17 protein-coding genes and 1 rRNA gene are annotated in these 17734 nt (G+C 70.9%); 2 read left to right on the forward strand and 16 right to left on the reverse strand.

Features of this window, described 5'->3' with window-relative positions:
• Window positions 1-155: 155 nt before the first annotated feature.
• Window positions 156-1677, reverse strand: a 16S ribosomal RNA gene (locus JNO54_RS10570).
• 88 nt (window positions 1678-1765) lie between these two features.
• Between JNO54_RS10570 and JNO54_RS10575 the strand changes: the two genes are divergently transcribed.
• Window positions 1766-1984 (forward strand): hypothetical protein, encoded by a 219-nt coding sequence (locus tag JNO54_RS10575; protein ID WP_204143867.1) that lies wholly within the window; start codon window positions 1766-1768, stop codon window positions 1982-1984.
• 401 nt (window positions 1985-2385) lie between these two features.
• Here JNO54_RS10575 and tyrS read toward each other — a convergent pair whose 3' ends face one another.
• The 12 genes from tyrS to pheS all read right to left on the reverse strand — a co-directional run bounded on the left by tyrS (window position 2386) and on the right by pheS (window position 15752).
• Window positions 2386-3663 carry a tyrosine--tRNA ligase gene (tyrS, locus tag JNO54_RS10580; RefSeq protein WP_204143868.1) on the reverse strand — a complete coding sequence of 426 codons (1278 nt, stop codon included), beginning with the start codon at window positions 3661-3663 and terminating at the stop codon, window positions 2386-2388.
• A 61-nt stretch (window positions 3664-3724) separates the two neighbouring features.
• Window positions 3725-4351 carry a DNA-3-methyladenine glycosylase gene (locus tag JNO54_RS10585; RefSeq protein ID WP_307818169.1) on the reverse strand — a complete coding sequence of 209 codons (627 nt, stop codon included), beginning with the start codon at window positions 4349-4351 and terminating at the stop codon, window positions 3725-3727.
• Window position 4352: 1 nt separating this feature from the next.
• The gene (gene argH, locus JNO54_RS10590) at window positions 4353-5804 is read right to left on the reverse strand and encodes an argininosuccinate lyase (protein WP_204143870.1); all 1452 of its coding nucleotides are present in this window, start codon (window positions 5802-5804) and stop codon (window positions 4353-4355) included.
• Window positions 5801-6307: an arginine repressor gene (locus tag JNO54_RS10595; protein WP_204143871.1), complete on the reverse strand. Its 507-nt coding sequence runs from the start codon at window positions 6305-6307 to the stop codon at window positions 5801-5803. Before JNO54_RS10595 ends, argH begins: the two co-directional genes overlap by 4 nt.
• Window positions 6304-7239 carry an ornithine carbamoyltransferase gene (argF, locus tag JNO54_RS10600; RefSeq protein ID WP_204143872.1) on the reverse strand — a complete coding sequence of 312 codons (936 nt, stop codon included), beginning with the start codon at window positions 7237-7239 and terminating at the stop codon, window positions 6304-6306. The genes JNO54_RS10595 and argF overlap by 4 nt, the downstream gene beginning before the upstream one ends.
• On the reverse strand, window positions 7236-8462 hold the full coding sequence (locus JNO54_RS10605) for an acetylornithine transaminase (protein WP_204143873.1): 1227 nt from the start codon (window positions 8460-8462) through the stop codon (window positions 7236-7238). The genes argF and JNO54_RS10605 overlap by 4 nt, the downstream gene beginning before the upstream one ends.
• On the reverse strand, window positions 8459-9457 hold the full coding sequence (argB, locus tag JNO54_RS10610; protein ID WP_204143874.1) for an acetylglutamate kinase: 999 nt from the start codon (window positions 9455-9457) through the stop codon (window positions 8459-8461). Before argB ends, JNO54_RS10605 begins: the two co-directional genes overlap by 4 nt.
• Before the next feature lie 10 nt (window positions 9458-9467).
• A complete protein-coding gene (gene argJ, locus JNO54_RS10615; protein WP_204143875.1) occupies window positions 9468-10619 on the reverse strand; it encodes a bifunctional glutamate N-acetyltransferase/amino-acid acetyltransferase ArgJ in 1152 nt (383 codons plus the stop codon).
• Window positions 10616-11035: an ACT domain-containing protein gene (locus JNO54_RS10620; RefSeq protein WP_204144670.1), complete on the reverse strand. Its 420-nt coding sequence runs from the start codon at window positions 11033-11035 to the stop codon at window positions 10616-10618. The genes argJ and JNO54_RS10620 overlap by 4 nt, the downstream gene beginning before the upstream one ends.
• Before the next feature lie 5 nt (window positions 11036-11040).
• The gene (gene argC / locus JNO54_RS10625) at window positions 11041-12084 is read right to left on the reverse strand and encodes an N-acetyl-gamma-glutamyl-phosphate reductase (RefSeq protein ID WP_204143876.1); all 1044 of its coding nucleotides are present in this window, start codon (window positions 12082-12084) and stop codon (window positions 11041-11043) included.
• A gap of 42 nt (window positions 12085-12126) precedes the next feature.
• Window positions 12127-14658: a phenylalanine--tRNA ligase subunit beta gene (pheT, locus tag JNO54_RS10630; protein WP_204143877.1), complete on the reverse strand. Its 2532-nt coding sequence runs from the start codon at window positions 14656-14658 to the stop codon at window positions 12127-12129.
• Window positions 14658-15752 (reverse strand): phenylalanine--tRNA ligase subunit alpha, encoded by a 1095-nt coding sequence (gene pheS, locus JNO54_RS10635; protein ID WP_204143878.1) that lies wholly within the window; start codon window positions 15750-15752, stop codon window positions 14658-14660. Before pheS ends, pheT begins: the two co-directional genes overlap by 1 nt.
• A gap of 104 nt (window positions 15753-15856) precedes the next feature.
• Between pheS and JNO54_RS10640 the strand changes: the two genes are divergently transcribed.
• Window positions 15857-16306 (forward strand): Fur family transcriptional regulator, encoded by a 450-nt coding sequence (locus JNO54_RS10640; protein ID WP_204143879.1) that lies wholly within the window; start codon window positions 15857-15859, stop codon window positions 16304-16306.
• On the opposite strand, the gene JNO54_RS10645 is transcribed toward JNO54_RS10640, so the two are convergent.
• From JNO54_RS10645 to rpmI, 3 genes are read right to left on the reverse strand one after another with little or no spacing between them, the layout of a single operon-like run.
• Entirely contained in the window at window positions 16285-17067 is a 783-nt protein-coding gene (locus JNO54_RS10645; protein WP_204143880.1) for a TrmH family RNA methyltransferase, read from the reverse strand. The genes JNO54_RS10640 and JNO54_RS10645 overlap by 22 nt on opposite strands.
• Window positions 17068-17096: 29 nt before the next feature.
• Entirely contained in the window at window positions 17097-17477 is a 381-nt protein-coding gene (gene rplT / locus JNO54_RS10650; protein WP_204143881.1) for a 50S ribosomal protein L20, read from the reverse strand.
• Between the two features lie 39 nt (window positions 17478-17516).
• The gene (gene rpmI, locus JNO54_RS10655; RefSeq protein WP_204143882.1) at window positions 17517-17711 is read right to left on the reverse strand and encodes a 50S ribosomal protein L35; all 195 of its coding nucleotides are present in this window, start codon (window positions 17709-17711) and stop codon (window positions 17517-17519) included.
• Window positions 17712-17734 lie beyond the last annotated feature (23 nt).

Below are 17734 nucleotides of genomic sequence, written 5' to 3' on the forward strand. Positions count from 1 at the left end.
GCCGGCCACGGTCGCTTTCCACTGCCCGAAGGCTTGTACTTACTGACGTGATCGTCACGGTGCCAAATAATCGATGTTCCACCCTTGAGCACCTGCTGCCAGACATACGCTGACAGACCAGGCTCTGGATCGCTTGCGCGACCAGTGCTCCTTAGAAAGGAGGTGATCCAGCCGCACCTTCCGGTACGGCTACCTTGTTACGACTTAGTCCCAATTACCAGTCCCACCTTCGACGGCTCCCCCCACAAGGGTTGGGCCACCGGCTTCGGGTGTTACCGACTTTCGTGACTTGACGGGCGGTGTGTACAAGGCCCGGGAACGTATTCACCGCAGCGTTGCTGATCTGCGATTACTAGCGACTCCGACTTCATGGGGTCGAGTTGCAGACCCCAATCCGAACTGAGACCGGTTTTTTGGGATTCGCTCCACCTTACGGTATCGCAGCCCTTTGTACCGGCCATTGTAGCATGCGTGAAGCCCAAGACATAAGGGGCATGATGATTTGACGTCATCCCCACCTTCCTCCGAGTTGACCCCGGCAGTCTCCTATGAGTCCCCACCTTTACGTGCTGGCAACATAGAACGAGGGTTGCGCTCGTTGCGGGACTTAACCCAACATCTCACGACACGAGCTGACGACAACCATGCACCACCTGTATACCGACCAAAAGGGGCACCTATCTCTAGGTGTTTCCGGTATATGTCAAGCCTTGGTAAGGTTCTTCGCGTTGCATCGAATTAATCCGCATGCTCCGCCGCTTGTGCGGGCCCCCGTCAATTCCTTTGAGTTTTAGCCTTGCGGCCGTACTCCCCAGGCGGGGCGCTTAATGCGTTAGCTGCGGCACGGAACTCGTGGAATGAGTCCCACACCTAGCGCCCAACGTTTACGGCATGGACTACCAGGGTATCTAATCCTGTTCGCTCCCCATGCTTTCGCTTCTCAGCGTCAGTAATGGCCCAGAGACCTGCCTTCGCCATCGGTGTTCCTCCTGATATCTGCGCATTTCACCGCTACACCAGGAATTCCAGTCTCCCCTACCATACTCTAGTCTGCCCGTACCCACTGCAAGTCCGGGGTTGAGCCCCGGATTTTCACAGCAGACGCGACAAACCGCCTACAAGCTCTTTACGCCCAATAATTCCGGACAACGCTCGCACCCTACGTATTACCGCGGCTGCTGGCACGTAGTTAGCCGGTGCTTCTTCTGCAGGTACCGTCACTTTCGCTTCTTCCCTGCTGAAAGAGGTTTACAACCCGAAGGCAGTCATCCCTCACGCGGCGTCGCTGCATCAGGCTTTCGCCCATTGTGCAATATTCCCCACTGCTGCCTCCCGTAGGAGTCTGGGCCGTGTCTCAGTCCCAGTGTGGCCGGTCGCCCTCTCAGGCCGGCTACCCGTCGTCGCCTTGGTGAGCCATTACCTCACCAACAAGCTGATAGGCCGCGAGTCCATCCCAGACCGAAAAACTTTCCAGACAGTAGAGATGCCTCTCTGTCTCGTATCCGGTATTAGACGCCGTTTCCAGCGCTTATTCCAGAGTCTGGGGCAGGTTACTCACGTGTTACTCACCCGTTCGCCACTGATCCCTTGGAGCAAGCTCCAAGTTCACCGTTCGACTTGCATGTGTTAAGCACGCCGCCAGCGTTCGTCCTGAGCCAGGATCAAACTCTCCGTTGATGTTTAGCTCTCGAGCAAGCTCGAGAAAACTAGACCCTTTGAAGGGTTGTTTCACTGACTGAGCAAGAACAGCTAGCAATTCTGCTAGATGATCGTTGTCAACCAAAGGATTTTCGTTGATGAGCATCGCTCCGGACGGCTGGTGCCGGCCTTCGTGATGCCCTCGACGAGGTTATTGGCATCGATTTTTGACACGCTGTTGAGTTCTCAAGGTTCGGACGCGCACCATCCCGTCGTGCTTCCGCACTCCGTTTTGGGGCAACTTCTTCAGGTTACCGCTTCCATGCTTGGGCGGTCAAATCCGTGATCCGCTCTCGGAGCGGCCGGCTTGATCGCGCTTGGATCTCTGCGGTGCTTGCCAACCGTAGCAGGCCTTCCGGCCGGCTTCCAACTCGCTGCTCGCTCTCGCGCTCAGCTCCTCGGGGCTGGTGTTGCTGGGCAACCGTAGCAGGCCTTGCGGCTTGCTCCAAACTCGCGTTCCCGGTGCAGCACTAGGCTGTTGGGGTCGTGCTCGGTGGTTGATCAGCTCGCGGGACCGGCCTGCTTGGTGCAACCCTGCAAGGGCTGCCGCTTGGTGTCCGTTCCTCCCTCTCGGGCTGACATCGAGAACAGTAGAGCACCTCCGGCGCAGAAACCAAATCGGCCCCTAGATGCCCGAGCTCTCGGGGTTCTGGGGGCCGATCGGCAGGTGGCACAAGGGCGTTGGGCTCAGCTCGTGGTGGGGCGTACCGCGGCGAGGTTCTTCCTGCCCCGGCGCAGCACGGCCACCTGGCCGTGCAGGAAGTCCGAGTCCTCGAGCACTCGCTCGGGGTCGGTGACCTTCTGCCCGTTGACCGATGCGGCGCCGTCCGAGATCGCCCGGCGAGCGGCGTTGCGCGAGCCGACGAGACCGGAGGCGACGAGGGCGTCGACGACGCTGGCGCCGACGGGCACCTCTCCCCCGGGCAGCTCCGCGGTGGCGTCGGCGAGCGTCTGGGCCTCGAGCGTGCCGAGGTCGCCCTTGCCGAAGAGCGCGGCAGATGCCGCCACCACCTGGTCGGTCGCCGCCCGCCCGTGGACGAGCGTCGTGACGTCCTCGGCGAGCGCGCGTTGGGCGCTCCGCCGGAAGGGCTCCTCGGCGACCTGCCGCTCGAGCTCGGCGATCTCCTCGCGCCCCCTGTCGGTGAAGATCTTGAGCAGGGCGACGACCGAGGCGTCCTCGACGTTGAGCCAGTACTGGTAGAAGGCGTACGGGCTCGTCATCGTCGGGTCGAGCCAGACGGCGTTGCCCTCGGACTTGCCGAACTTGCGCCCCTGCGAGTCCGTGATGAGCGGGGTAGTCAGGGCGTGGGCGCTGCCCCCGTCGACCCGGTGGATGAGGTCGGTGCCGGCCGTGATGTTGCCCCACTGGTCCTGGGCGCCGGTCTGCAGCGTGCAGCCGTGCTCGCGGTAGAGGTGGAGGTAGTCGAGCGCCTGGAGGATCTGGTAGCTGAACTCGGTGAAGCTGATCCCCTGCTCGGACTCGAGCCGGGCGGCGACCGCGTCCTTCTTGATCATCTGGTTGACCCGGAAGTGCTTGCCGTAGTCGCGCAGGAAGTCCAGCGCCGAGATCGGCGCGGTCCAGTCGAGGTTGTTGACGAAGATCGGTGCCCGCACCGTCCCGTCCGCCTCGTCGGTCGCGAGGATGCGGCGCACCTGGACGGCGATCTTCTCGACGTCGGCGGCCGTCTCCTCCTTGGTCTTGAGCACCCGCTCGCTCGTCGGCCGGGGGTCTCCGATGAGGCCGGTCGAGCCGCCGACGAGGCCGATGACCTGGTGACCGGCGCGCTGCAGGTGCCGCAGCAGGATGAGCTGGACGAGGTTGCCGAAGTGCAGCGAGGGCGCCGTCGGGTCGAAGCCGCAGTACAGCGTGATCGGCCCGTCGGCGAGGGCCTGGCGCAGGGCCTGCTCGTCGGTGGTCTGGGCCACGAGGCCGCGCCACTGGAGCTCGTCGAGGATGTCGGTCACGATGTCGGGCTTCCCTTCGCTGTCGTGCCGCCGGTGGGCGACGATGCCAAGCGTGCCACGGTCACCGGGGCCGGACGCGACCCGGTCGGTAGACCGAGACGCTCGGCTCCCCCTCGACCCAGAACCGCCACGGGTAGGCGTCGCCGTCGCCACCGGGTCCGCTCACCCCGACCCGAGGTCCCGAGCGGATGGACGAAGGGGGTGGCGTCACCCCTTCGTAGACGCGGGCACGACCACCCGGCGTCACGGCGTCGGCCCCGTCGTCGCGGCCGGCCAGCGCCAGGCTCTTGGCCAGCCGCGCAGGTCCCCGGGTCCAGTCACGCTCGGCGATCCCGGCCCTGCGGGCCGCGACGGTGCCGTGCCCGGCGACCACCTCGCCCGCACGGAGCAGGACGGCTCCGGAGCGGCCGGGGGGCCAGCAGACGAGGTTGCAGCACCAGTGCATCCCGTAGGTGAAGTAGCAGTACAGGTGCCCCGGCTCACCCCACATGGACTCCACCCGTGGGGTGCGTCCGCGGAAGGAGTGCGAGCCGGGATCCTCCCCCTCGCCGCGGTAGGCCTCGACCTCGGTGAGCCGGACGACGACGTCGTCGACGCGCAGCAGCGCGCCGAGGAGGTCGGGGGCCACCTCGACCGGGTCACGGTCGAAGTGCTCCCGCTCGAGGGGGACGAGCGCGTCGAGGTCCACGTCAGCGGGCGACGATGCGGGTCGCCGCCCACTCCCCCAGCTCGGCGTGACGGGCCCGGGCCGCATCGAGCTGCTCGGCGACGCGGACCGGCGCGGTCCCGCCCTTCGCGTCACGGGAGGCCAGGGAGCCCTCGACGGACAGGACGTCCCGCACTCCCGGCGTGAGGTGCTCGGAGATGCCGACGAGGTCCTCGTCGGAGAGGTCCCACAGCTCGATGCCCCGCTCCTCGCACACCTTGACGCAGGCACCAGCGACCTCGTGCGCGACCCGGAAGGGCACCCCTTCGCGGACGAGCCACTCGGCGACGTCGGTCGCGAGGCTGAAGCCCTGCGGGGCCAACGAGGCCATCCGGTCGGTGTGGAAGCGCAGGGTCGCGACCATGCCCCCGACCGCCGGGAGGACGAGCTCGAGGGTGTCGACGGCGTCGAAGACCGGCTCCTTGTCCTCCTGGAGGTCGCGGTTGTACGCGAGCGGCAGTGCCTTGAGCGTCGCGAGCAGCCCGGCGAGGTCCCCGATGAGCCGGCCCGCCTTGCCGCGCGCGAGCTCGGCGACATCAGGGTTCTTCTTCTGCGGCATGATGCTCGACCCGGTCGAGTAGCTGTCGTCGAGCGTGACGAAGGCGAACTCCTTGGTCGCCCAGAGGATGACCTCCTCAGAGAGGCGCGAGATGTCGACCGCGGCCATCGCGCAGACGAAGGCGAGCTCGGCGACGAAGTCGCGTGAGGCGGTCCCGTCGATGGAGTTCTCCACAGCGCCGGCGAAACCGAGGTCGGCGGCGACCGCCTCGGGGTCGAGGCCGAGGCTCGAGCCGGCGAGCGCACCGGAGCCGTACGGCGAGAGCGAGGTCCGGGCGTCCCAGTCGCGCAGCCGCTCGACGTCGCGCAGCAGCGGCCACGCGTGCGCGAGCAGGTGGTGCGCGAGCAGCACGGGCTGCGCGTGCTGGAGGTGCGTACGGCCGGGCATCGCGGCGTCCGGGTGGGCCGCCGCCTGGTCGAGGAGCGCCCCGACGACGGCAAGCAGGTGCTCGCCGACGATCCGCGCGTGGTCACGCAGGTACATGCGGAAGAGGGTGGCGACCTGGTCGTTGCGCGACCGGCCGGCCCGGATCCGGCCGCCGACGTCGGCGCCCGCCCGCTCGATGAGGCCACGCTCGAGGGCCGTGTGCACGTCCTCGTCGTCCTCGGCCGGGGCGAAGACCCCCGACTCGACGTCCGCGAGGAGCCGGTCGAGGCCGTCGAGCATGGTGTCGCGGGTCGCGTCGTCGAGCAGGCCCGCGGCGTGCAGCACACGGGTGTGGGCCCGTGAGCCGGCGATGTCGTACGGGGCGAGCCGCCAGTCGAAGTGCGTCGACTTGCTCAGCGCGGCAAGCGCATCGCTGGGACCGCCGGCGAAGCGGCCACCCCACAGGCTGATCCGCTCGGTGGGCTGGGGGGTCTGGTCCTGGGCGCTCACGCGTCCTCCTCGGTCGACGTGCTCAGGGCGAGCAGGCGGCTGACGAGCTCGGTCGCCGCCTCCTCGCCCGGGGTGATGATCATGATCGTGTCGTCGCCGGCGATGGTGCCGACGACCTCGGGGATGCGGGCGTGGTCGACGGCCGACGCGAGGTAGCCCGCCGCCCCCGGCGGGGTGCGCACCACGACGAGCTGGGCGCTGCTCTCGGCGGTGACGAGCAGCTCCTCGCACAGCCGGCGCAGCCGGTCGTCGAGCTCGTCGGCGGCCACCGCCGGACGAGGCGTGCGGTCGCCCCCTTCGCCCGGGACGGCGTAGACCAGGGTGCGGCCGACCCGGACCCGCTCGGCCCGCAGGTCGATGAGGTCACGGCTCAGGGTGGCCTGGGTGACCGAGATGCCGTCCTCGGCGAGGAGGGCGAGCAGCTCGGCCTGCGAGCGCACCGCGTGCGCGCCGAGGAGCTCGGCGATGCGGGCCTGCCGGCCCTGCCGGCTGGCGACGATCACGCACTCTCCTCGAGGAGGAAGGCGAGGACCGCCTTCTGCGCGTGCAGCCTGTTCTCCGCCTCGTCCCACACGACCGACTGCGGTCCGTCGATGACCTCGGCGGCGATCTCGTAGCCGCGGTAGGCGGGCAGGCAGTGCAGCACGAGCGCGTCCGGGGCGGCCTGGGCGAGGAGCTCGGCCGTCAGCGCGTACGGGACGAAGGGGGACTCCTCGCCCTTGCGGTCGTCGGCCTCCCCCTCCTGCCCCATGGAGACCCAGGTGTCGGTCGCGACGACGTCCGCGCCGTCGACGACGGCCGGGGCGGAGTCCTGGACGAGGACGGAGCCGCCGGTCTGACCGGCGATGCGCCCGGCGCGCTCGAGGACGTCGGGTCGGGGCTGGTGGCTCGCGGGGGTGCCGATGCGCACGTGCATGCCGGCGCTCGCCCCGGCGAGGAGGTAGGAGTGGGCCATGTTGTTGGCTCCGTCGCCGACGTACGCGAGGGTCAGCCCGGCGAGGGCGCCCCGGTGCTCGCGGATCGTCAGCAGGTCGGCGAGCAGCTGGCACGGGTGGTAGTCGTCGGTGAGCGCGTTGACGACCGGCACCCCCGCGTGCGCGGCCATCTCCTCGAGACGGTCCTGCCCGTGGGTGCGCCAGACGACGGCGGAGACCTGGCGGCCGATGACCCGGGCGACGTCGGCCACCGACTCGCGGGTGCCGATCTGGGCGAGCTTGCCGTCGACGACCATCGGGTAGCCGCCGAGCTCGGCGACGCCGGTCGTGAAGGAGAGCTGGGTGCGCAGGGTGGGCTTGTCGAAGATGATCGCGACCGCCTGCGGGCCCTCGAGCGGACGCTCGGAGTGACGGGCCGCCTTGAGCGCGGCCGCCCGGTCGAGGACCGCGGCCTGCTCGGCCGGGGTGAGGTCGTCGTCGGCGAGGAAGTGGCGGGTCACGGGGTCTCCTCGGGCGAGGTCGGGGTCGGCGTGGCTGCGTCGAGGATGGCGGGCAGCGCGTCGACGAAGGAGTCGAGCTCGGCAGCGGTGATCGTCAGGGGCGGCGCGAGCCGGATGGCGTCGGGTGCGACCGGGTTGACGATGAAGCCCTGCGCCCGGGCGGCGGTGACGACATCGGCCGAGGTGACCCCGCGCAGGGGGATGGCGCGCAGCAGGCCGAGACCGCGGACCTCGCCGAGAGCCGGGTGGTCGAGGGCTGCGACCGACCGGGCGAAGTGCTCGCCGAGCGCTGTCGCCGCACCGACGAGGCCGGCGGACCCGATGGTGTCGAGGACGGCGAGGGCGCTCGCGCACGCCAGCGGGTTGCCGCCGAAGGTCGAGCCGTGCTGGCCGGCGGTGAGCAGGGACGTGACCTCGGGACCGAAGGTGACGAGGGCTCCGATCGGCACGCCGCCACCCAGCCCCTTCGCCAGGGTCATCGCGTCCGGCACGATGCCGCTCGGCTGGTGGGCGAACCACGACCCGGTCCGGGCGATGCCGGTCTGGATCTCGTCGACGACGAGCAGCGCACCGACCTCGCCCGTGCGCGCCCGGGCGGCCCGGAGGTACTCGGCGTCGAGCGGGAGGACGCCCGCCTCGCCCTGGACCGGCTCGAGGACGAGCATCGCCGTGCGCTCGTCGACGTGCTCGTGCAGCGCGTCGAGGTCGCCGGCCGGGATGTGCACGACGTCGGGGATGAGCGGCTCGAAGGGCTCCCGGTAGGCCGCCTTGTGGGTCAGCGCGAGCGCACCGGTGCTGCGCCCGTGGAAGGCGCCCTCGAGCGCGACGATCCGGCTGCGGCCGGTGCGGCGGGAGAGCTTGATCGCGGCCTCGACCGACTCGGTCCCGCTGTTGGTGAAGAAGACCGCCGAGCCCGACGGGGCCTGCGCGACCTCGAGGATCCGCTCGGCCGCGCGGACCTGGGCGGCGGTGGTGAAGAAGTTCGAGACGTGGACGAGCTCGCCGGCCTGCTTGCTGATCGCCGCGACGAGCTCGGGGTGGCCGTGACCGAGCGCGTTGACCGCGATGCCCGAGACGAGATCGAGGTAACGCCGCCCCTCGACGTCCCAGACGTAGCTGCCCTCGCCGCGCTCGATGACGATGCTCGGCGTGCCGAAGACGCCGAGCAGGCTCCCGGAGTAGCGCTCGAGCCACTCGGCCTGCGGGGTGCCGGTCGCCGTCATGACGGGCTCCCCGCGACGAGCGCCTCGTCGGCCTCGGCCGCCGCCTCGGTGCCGTCCGGGACGAGCATCGTGCCGATGCCCTCCTTGGTGAAGATCTCGAGCAGCATCGAGTGCGGCTGCCGCCCGTCGACGACGTGGGCCTGCGGCACTCCCCCCTCGACGGCGCGGATGCACGCCTCGAGCTTGGGGATCATCCCGCTGTCGACCCGCTTCAGGAGCTGCGTGGCACCGGCGACGGAGAGCCGGCTGAGCAGGCTGGAGCGGTCGGGCCAGTCGGCGTAGATGCCCTCGACGTCGGTGAGCACGACGAGCTTGTGCGCCTTGAGGGCGACGGCGAGCGCCGCAGCGGCGGTGTCCGCGTTGACGTTGAGCACCTGACCGTCGGCGTCGAGGTCGGGGGCGATCGTCGAGACGACGGGGATGCGTCCTGCGTCGAGGATGTCCTGCACGGCAGAGGGGTCGACCCGCTCGACGTCACCGACGAGCCCGATGTCGACGTGCTCCCCGTCGACCTCGACCCCGCGGCGGCGGGCGCCGAAGAGCCCGGCGTCCTCGCCGGAGAGGCCGACGGCGACGGGTCCGTGCTGGTTGAGCAGCCCGACGAGCTCGCGCCCGACCTGGCCCATGAGCACCATGCGCACGACGTCCATGACCTCCGGGGTCGTGACGCGCAGCCCGCCCTGGAACTCGCTCTCGAGACCGAGCCGGTCGAGCATCGCGGCGATCTGCGGGCCGCCGCCGTGGACGACGACGGGGCGAAGGCCGGCGTAGCGCAGGAAGACGACGTCCTCGGCGAAGGCCTTCTTCAGCGCGTCGTCGGTCATCGCGTTGCCGCCGTACTTGACGACGACGAGCGCACCGCGGAAGCGCTCGAGCCACGGCAGCGCCTCGACGAGGGTCTGGGCCTTGCCCCGGGCCACCCGCAGGGCGGCGGCGTCGATCGCGCCGCGCAGGGTCTGCGAGCTGTCGGGCGAAGGGGTGGCGGCTGGGGTCATCATGTCTCGCTCAGGTGGAGTAGGCGGAGTTCTCGTGGACGTAGTCGTGGGTGAGGTCGTTGGTCCAGACCGTCACCTCGCGCTCGCCGGCGTGGAGATCGACGACGACGCTCACCTCACGTCCGGCGAGGCTGACGAGCGAGCGGTCCTCGCCGACGCCACCGGCACGGCAGACCTGCACGCCGTTCATCGCCACGTCGAGCGCGTGCGGCTCGAAGGCTGCGCCCGTCGTCCCGACGGCCGCGAGCACGCGGCCCCAGTTCGGGTCCTCGCCGAAGACGGCGCACTTGAAGAGGTTGTTGCGCGCGATCGAGCGGGCGACCTCGAGGCCGTCGTCCTCGCTCGCGGCACCGACGACGGTGATGGCGATCTCGTGCTTCGCCCCCTCGGCGTCGGCGATGAGCGCGCGGGCCAGGTCGGCGCAGACCTCGCGGATCGCCTCGGTGAGATCGGCGCGGTCGACGGTGACGCCGCTCGCGCCGGAGGCCATGGCGAGGACGGTGTCGTTCGTCGACTGGCAGCCGTCGGAGTCGATCCGGTCGAAGGTCGTCCGCGTCGCCTCCCGGAGGGCCGCGTCGAGGTCGGCCGCGGAGGTCACCGCGTCCGTGGTGACGACCACGAGCATCGTCGCCAGCGCGGGGGCGAGCATGCCCGCGCCCTTGGCCATGCCGCCGACGCTCCAGCCGTCGCGGTCGGCGACGGCGGTCTTGCTCACGGTGTCTGTCGTCATGATCGCCTCGGCCGCGGCGAGGCCACCGTCGCCGCTGAGGTCGGCGGTGGCGGCGTCGACCCCGGCAAGCAGGCGGTCCATCGGCAGCAGCTCGCCGATGAGCCCGGTTGAGCAGACGACGACGTCGCCCGCGGAGACGCCGAGGACCTCGGCGGCGTGCTCGGCCGTGCGGTGCGTGTCGGCGAAGCCCTGGGGCCCGGTGCAGGCGTTGGCGCCGCCGGAGTTGAGGACGACGGCGTCGGCGCGCCCGTCGGTGACGACCTGCCGGGACCACGTCACGGGCGCGGCCTCGACCCGGTTGGAGGTGAAGACGGCCGCCGCGTGGTGGTCGGGGCCGTCGTTGACGACGACCGCGACGTCCGGCCGACCGCTCGCCTTGAGACCGGCGGCGACGCCGGCGGCGCGGAACCCTGCGGGCGTGGTGGTGCTCATGAGTCCTCCGTGGGTGGCTGCCAGGCCGACAGCGAGGTGGGCGTGACGATGAATCCGGCCCTGCGCCAGGCACCCGCGGCCTCGTCGATGCGGTCGACGGGGACGAGCGCCCAGTCGGTGTCGAAGGTCGACATCGACAGCACGCTGATCCGCGAGGCGACGACCGGGCTGAGGATCTCGTGCATGACACCCACGAGCTCGAAGTCCAGGGGCCCGGCGACCTCGAAGGGCACGTAGGGACCCGCGCTGCGCACGGTCTCGGGGACGAGGTGCGCGTCGCAGATGATCGAGGTCTCGTGGGTCGTGCGGGTCACCGAGCAGAAGACCCCGCCCCCGACGTCCCAGCTGGGCTCCTCCCCCGGCGCGAGGCGCGCGACGACGAGCTCGTCCGGGTGCTGCATGAGGTGCAGGGGCATGCGGCTCACGGGGCGACCCCTGCGAGCGGGAGTCCGGTGGTCTCCGGGAGGCCGAGCGCGAGGTTCATCGCCTGCACCGCGGCGCCGGCCGTCCCCTTGGTGAGGTTGTCGACCGCGGCGACCGCGACGACCCGGCCGACGCGCTCGTCGAGAGTCACCTGGACGTGGACGAGGTTGCTGCCGACGACGTCACCGGTGCGCGGCCAGCTGCCCTCCGGCAGCAGGTGGACGCACGGCTCGTCGGCGTAGGCGTCGACCCAGGCCTGCCGGACCGCTGCCGCGTCGGCACCGGGGGCGACCTTCGCGGTGACCGTCGCGAGGATGCCTCGGGGCATGGGCGCCAGGGTCGGGGTGAAGGAGACCGAGGCGGGCGATCCCGCAGCGAGCGAGAGGTTCTGCTCGATCTCCGGGGTGTGCCGGTGGACCCCGCCGACACCGTACGGAGACATCGCGCCCATGACCTCGGAGCCGAGGAGGTGCGGCTTGACCGAGCGGCCGGCGCCGGACGTGCCGGACGCGGCAACGACGACGACGTCGTCCGGCAGCGCCACACCGGCGGCCAGACCGGGTGCCAGGGCGAGGCTCACCGCCGTCGGGTAGCAGCCGGGGACCGCGACCCGACGTGCCCCGGCGAGGTGGGTCCGCCCCTTCGCCCCGTCGTGACCGACGAGCTCGGGCATGCCGTACGGCCACGTGCCGGCGAAGGGGGTGTCGTAGTAGGTCGTCCAGTCGGCCTCGTCGCGGAGCCGGAAGTCGGCGCCGCAGTCGACGACGACGGTGCTCTCGGGCAGCGCCGCGGCGATCGCCGCAGAGTGGCCGTGCGGGAGGGCGAGGAAGACGACGTCGTGGCCGGCGAGGACCTCGGCGGTCGTCGGCTCGAGGACCCGGTCGGCAAGGGGGGTGAGGTGCGGCGCGAGGTCACCGAACCGGGTGCCGGCGTTGCCGGCGGCCGTCAGCGCACCGACCTCGACCTTCGGGTGGCCCAGGAGGAGTCGGACGATCTCGGCCCCGGCGTACCCGCTGGCCCCGGCGACTGCTGCAGTGATCACGATGTATGAATATACGCTATCTGTTGAAGTTATGCAGACAGGTCAGCGCTGGATCGCGCCGACCTCGCGCTCGGCCGCGGCGACGGCCTCGTCACGCAACCCGCTGACCTCCTCGGTCTTGAGGGTGCGGTCCTCGGCCCGGAAGGTCAGCCGGTAGGCCAGCGAGACCTTGCCCTCACCGATCTGGTCCCCGTCGTAGACGTCGAAGAGCGAGACCGATTCGAGGCTCTCGCCGGCCCCGGCGCGCAGGGCGGACTCGACCCGTGTCGCCGGGACGTCGGCGTCGACGACGAGGGCGACGTCGGTGCGGGCCACCGGATAGCTCGAGAGGCCCCGCGCCTGGACCGGTGCGCCGCTCGCCGCGACGAGCACGTCGAGGTCGAGCTCGCCGGCCACCGCGCGCTCGGGCAGGCCGAGCGCGGCGACGACCTTGGGGTGCAGCTCGCCGACGTGGCCGACGAGGGTGCCGTCCGCGAGCGAGAGCGCGGCGCAGCGGCCAGGGTGGTACGGCATGACGTCGTCCCGGGCCGGGACGAGGGTCAGGGCGAGCGCCTCGCCGAGCCCGAGCGCGAGCTCGAGCGCGTCACCGAGGTCGGCGCGCCGGCCGCTCCCCCACCACCCGCCGCGGTCGCGGTCTCCGGCGAGGACGAAGGCGATGTGGCGCGGCTGCGCGGGGACGGCGGCGTGGATCGCCGCGAGCACGTCCTGGCCCGGGTGCACGCCGACGTCGACCGTCGGCGCGGGGCGCTGCTCGCCCTCGAGCTGGACGACGAGCCCGGTCTCGAAGAGCGCCACGTCGCCGGCGCCGCGCGCGACGTTGCGGCGCACGTCGTCGACGAGCGTCGTGAGGAGCCGGGTGCGCAGCAGCGGCTGCTCGTCGGAGAGCGGGTTGGCGATCCGCACGGTGCGTGCGGCCTCGGCTGCCGGGTCGAGACCGAGTGCGGCGTGCTGGGCGTCGCCGACGAAGGGAGGGGACCACACCTCGCTCAGCCCACGGGCAGCGAGGACATCGGCGAGGAGGCGGCGGACCCGCTGGGCGTGGGTCAGCCCAGAGCCGCCGGGTGGCGTCGGGAGGACCGAGGGGATCTCGTCGTAGCCGACGATGCGGGCGACCTCCTCGGTGAGGTCCTCGCCGGTGCGCAGGTCGGGCCGCCAGCTCGGCGGCCGGACGAGGAGCACGTCCTGGTCCTCGCTCGAGCGCTCGACGGCGCAGCCGATCTCGGTGAGGACGCGTTCGACGGTCTCGGCCGGGTAGTCGACACCGACGATGCGCGAGGGCATGCCGACCGGCATGGCGATCGGCTCGGGGGGCACCCAGGTGCCGACGTCGGTCACGCCGTCATCGACCGTGCCTCCGCCGTGCTCGACGAGGAGCTCGACGGCGAGCTGCGCCGCGGCCGGCGCGAGCAGCGGGTCGACCCCGCGCTCGAAGCGCTTGGACGCCTCGGAGGGCAGCTTGTGACGACGGGCCGAGCGGGCGATCGACACGGCGTCGAAGTGCGCCGCCTCGATGAGCACGTCGGTCGTCGCGTCCGTGACCTCGGAGTCCTCGCCACCCATGACGCCCGCGATGGCGAGCACGCGCTCGCCGCCCTCGGTGATGAGCAGGTCATCCTCGGCCAGGGTGCGCCTCGCGCCGTCGAGGGTGGTCGTCGTCTCGCCCGCGCGGGCCCGGCGCACGACGATCGGTCCCTGGAGGGTCGCGGCGTCGAAGGCGTGCAGCGGCTGGCCGAGCCCGAGCATGACGTAGTTCGTCACGTCGACCGGCAGCGAGATCGGGCGCATGCCCGCCTCGGCCAGACGGGTCGCCATCCACGACGGGGTCGGCGCCGTGACGTCGATGCCGCGGACGACCCGGGCGACGTAACGCGTGCAGCCCTGACGACCCCGGATGGGAGCGTCGTCGGCGAGGACGACCTCGTGACCGGAGTCGTTGGGGGCCGGGGCGCGCTCGGTGAGGGCGAGCACCGGGTCCGTGAGGGTGGCCCCGGTCGCGTGCGAGTACTCGCGGGCGACGCCACGCACGCTGAAGCAGTAGCCGCGGTCGGGAGTCACGTTGACCTCGACGGTCTCGCGGTCCAGGCCGAGGAGCGGGATCGCGTCCTGGCCGGGGGTGAGCGAGTGCGCGTCCGGGCGGTCGCTGAGCACGAGGATGCCGTCGTGGTCGTCACCGATGCCGAGCTCGAGGACCGAGCAGATCATCCCCGCGGACACGTGCCCGTAGGTCTTGCGCGCGGAGATCTCGAAGCCTCCGGGCAGGACACCGCCGGGGAGGATGACGACGACGAGGTCGCCGGCGTCGAAGTTGTGCGCGCCGCAGACGATCCCCTGGGGCTCACCGGTGCCGTTGGAGTCGCCGACGTCGACCCGGCACCAGTTGATGACCTTGCCGTTCTTCTGCTCCTCGGGCGTCTTCTCGAGGACACGGCCGACGACGAGGGGGCCGGTGATGTCGCCGGTGTAGAGCCCCTCCTCCTCGAGGCCGACACGCACGAGGTCGGCGGCGATCTGGGCGCCGTCGGCCTCGGCGGGGACCGCGACGTACTCGCGCAGCCAGTCGACAGGTACCCGCATCAGATCTCCATCCCGAACTGCGCGTCGAAGCGCACGTCTCCCTCGATCATGTCGCGCATGTCCGACACCCCGGTGCGGAACATCAGCGCCCGGTCGATGCCCATGCCGAAGGCGAAGCCGGTGTAGCGGTCGGGGTCAACCCCGACGGCGCTCAGGACGTTGCGGTTCACCATGCCGCAGCCGCCCCACTCGATCCATCCGGTGCCCTTGCAGGTCCGGCACGAGGCGTCCTCGCCGCGACAGACGAAGCAGCGCAGGTCCATCTCGGCGCTCGGCTCGGTGAAGGGGAAGAACGACGGGCGAAGGCGCGTGGTGATCCCTTCGCCGAAGAGCTCGGTGGCGAGCCGGTCGAGGGTGCCCTTGAGGTGCGCCATCGTGATGCCCTCGTCGACGGCGAGGCCCTCGACCTGGTGGAACGCCGGCATGTGCGTCGCGTCGAGCTCGTCGGTGCGGAAGACCCGGCCGATCGCGGCGACGTAGATCGGCACGCCGCGCTCGAGCATCGAGCGCGCCTGGACCGGCGAGGTATGCGTGCGCATGACGAGCCCGCCGTCGGCCGGCTCGACGTAGAAGGTGTCCTGCATCTGGCGGGCCGGGTGGTCGCCGTCGAAGTTCAGCGCGTCGAAGTTGAACCACTCCGCCTCGAGCTCGGGCCCCTCCGCGATCTCCCAGCCCATCCCGACGAAGAGGTCGGCGATCCGCTCCGACATCAGCTCGATGGGGTGACGGCGACCGAGCGGACGCCGACCCACGGGACGGGTGACGTCGACCGCCTCCTCGACGAGGATCCGCTCGTCGCGCTCGGCCTCGAGCTCGGCCTGCCGCGCGGCGAAGGCCTGGCTGACCCGGCCGCGCGCCTGGCCGACGCGCTTGCCGGCCTCGGCCTTCGCGCTCGGGGGCAGCGCGCCGATCTCGCGGTTGGCGAGGGCGAGCGGGCTCTTGTCCCCCTGGTGCTGGGGGCGGAGCGCCTTGAGGTCCTCGAGGGTTGTCGCCGAGGCGAGCGCCGTCAGAGCGGCCTCGACGGCCTCCTCGACGGCGGCCGGGTCGAGCGCGGCGACCTCGACAGGGTCGTAGCTGGTGTTGGGTCCGGACACACCGGTCAGTCTAGGTACTCCCCGGGCCGCGCCTCACGCCGGTTTCGCCCGGGCCCCGCGCGCGTTGTCTTGATCGATTCCAGAAAGCGTGGGATTCTGTTCTGGTGCCGACGATCCTCGACCCCGATGCTGCCGCAGCCGTGCTGCGGGAGCGCGCGTTGCGCGTCACCGCGCCGCGCATCGCGGTGCTCGGTGAGCTCTCGGCCAACCCGCACGCCGACGTCGACAGCATCACCCGTGGTGCCCGCGGACGCCTCGGCTCGGTGAGTACGCAGACCGTCTACGACGTCCTCGCCGCGCTCGGCCAGGCCGGGCTGGTGCGACGTTTCGAGCCGGCGGGCCACCCGGCCCGCTACGAGCTCGAGCTCGGCGACAACCACCATCACCTCGTGTGCCGTACCTGCGGCGAGATGCTCGACGTGGAGTGCGCACCCGGCGCCGCCCCCTGCCTCGAGGCCGCCGACGACCACGGATTCGCCATCGACGAGGCCGAGGTCATCTACTGGGGCACGTGCCCCGCCTGCGCGAGCGCTCAGGCCCGCGTCGACGCGTAGAGGCAGAGTGTCGCGGCCATCGCGAGGTTGAGCGACTCCGCGTGACCGAAGATCGGCACCCGCACCGCCTCGTCGCAGGCCCCGAGCAGATCCTCTGGCAGCCCCCAGGCCTCGTTGCCCATGACCCAGGCGTGCGACCCGGACCGGTCGACCTCGTCGACGGTGCGCTCCCCCGATCCGTCGGCCGCGTAGGTCGTCACGCCGGCTGCCGCCAGGCGCGCGAGGGTGGACGGGACGTCCAGCCCCGTGACGACCGGGACGTGCCACAGCGAGCCGACCGTCGAGCGGATCACCTTCGGCGACGTGACGTCCACCGACTCCGCCGACACGAGGACCGCGTCGGCGCCCGCGGCGTCCGCGCCGCGGATCACCGTGCCGAGGTTGCCCGGGTCGCGGACGTTGGTGAGGAAGACGAGGGTCCGCGGACCGACGGCCAGAACCCCTTCGAGATCGGCCGGCGACCACTCGACGACCGCCGCCATCCCCTGCGGGTGCTCCGCGTCGCACATCGCGTCGAGCACCTCGGGCGAGGTGAGGTGCACGAAGCGCCCCGCGTCGCGGGTCTGCTCGACGACGTCGGCGTACCGCTGCGCCGCCTCGGGCGTCACGTAGAGATCGATGACCGAGCGGGGTGCGAAGGCCACCGCCTCACGCACGCCCTGCGGTCCCTCGACGAGGAGCCGACCGGTGCGCCGGCGCGCAGAACGACGGGAGAGCCCGCGTACCGCCTTGACCCGATCAGAGCTCGGGTTGGTCAGCACGGGGCTCTCCCGTCGGTGCTGGGGTGCGATCAGGCGTCGGCCTTCTCGGACTGCGCCGGGACGTTCGCCTTGGCGATCTCGACGAGCGCCGCGAAGGCCGCCTCGTCGTTGACCGCGAGCTCGGCGAGCATCCGGCGGTCCACCTCGATCTCAGCGGCGCGCAGCCCCTGGATGAAGCGGTTGTAGGTCATGCCGTTGGCGCGGGCGCCGGCGTTGATCCGCTGGATCCACAGGCGGCGGAAGTCGCCCTTCTTCTGCCGGCGGTCCCGGTAGCTGTAGCCGAGCGAGTGGGTGACCTGCTCCTTGGCCTTCCGGTACAGCCGCGAGCGCTGGCCGCGGTAACCGCTGGCGCGCTCGAGGACGACCCGACGCTTCTTGTGGGCGTTGACTGCCCGCTTCACGCGTGCCACGTGAGTACTCCTTCGTTCGTGTTTCTACGTATCAGCGGGTCAGCGGCCGAGGAGGCGCTTGACCTTCTTGGTGTCTGCGGGGTTGAGCTCGACGTCGTTCGCGAGACGGCGGGCGTGCTGCGGGGTCTTCTCGTGGAACTTGTGCACGTGGTTGGCCCGCTGGCGCATGATCTTGCCCGAGCCGGTGACCCGGAAGCGCTTCTTGGCACCGCTGTGCGTCTTGTTCTTCGGCATGTCGCCGTCTCCTTGCTGCTCTG

It is taken from the genome of Janibacter endophyticus, from assembly GCF_016888335.1.
Classification (GTDB): Bacteria; Actinomycetota; Actinomycetes; order Actinomycetales; family Dermatophilaceae; genus Marihabitans; species Marihabitans endophyticum.

What these genes read in the sequence shown, in the direction of transcription:
- JNO54_RS10605 (WP_204143873.1), bottom strand. Translation starts at nt 8,462, where the DNA reads ATGACGGCGACCGGCACCCCGCAGGCCGAGTGGCTCGAGCGCTACTCC.
- argB (WP_204143874.1), bottom strand. Translation starts at nt 9,457, where the DNA reads ATGACCCCAGCCGCCACCCCTTCGCCCGACAGCTCGCAGACCCTGCGC.
- pheT (WP_204143877.1), bottom strand. Translation starts at nt 14,658, where the DNA reads ATGCGGGTACCTGTCGACTGGCTGCGCGAGTACGTCGCGGTCCCCGCC.
- JNO54_RS10620 (WP_204144670.1), bottom strand. Translation starts at nt 11,035, where the DNA reads ATGCCCCTGCACCTCATGCAGCACCCGGACGAGCTCGTCGTCGCGCGC.
- argJ (WP_204143875.1), bottom strand. Translation starts at nt 10,619, where the DNA reads ATGAGCACCACCACGCCCGCAGGGTTCCGCGCCGCCGGCGTCGCCGCC.
- JNO54_RS10575 (WP_204143867.1), top strand. Translation starts at nt 1,766, where the DNA reads ATGATCGTTGTCAACCAAAGGATTTTCGTTGATGAGCATCGCTCCGGA.
- rpmI (WP_204143882.1), bottom strand. Translation starts at nt 17,711, where the DNA reads ATGCCGAAGAACAAGACGCACAGCGGTGCCAAGAAGCGCTTCCGGGTC.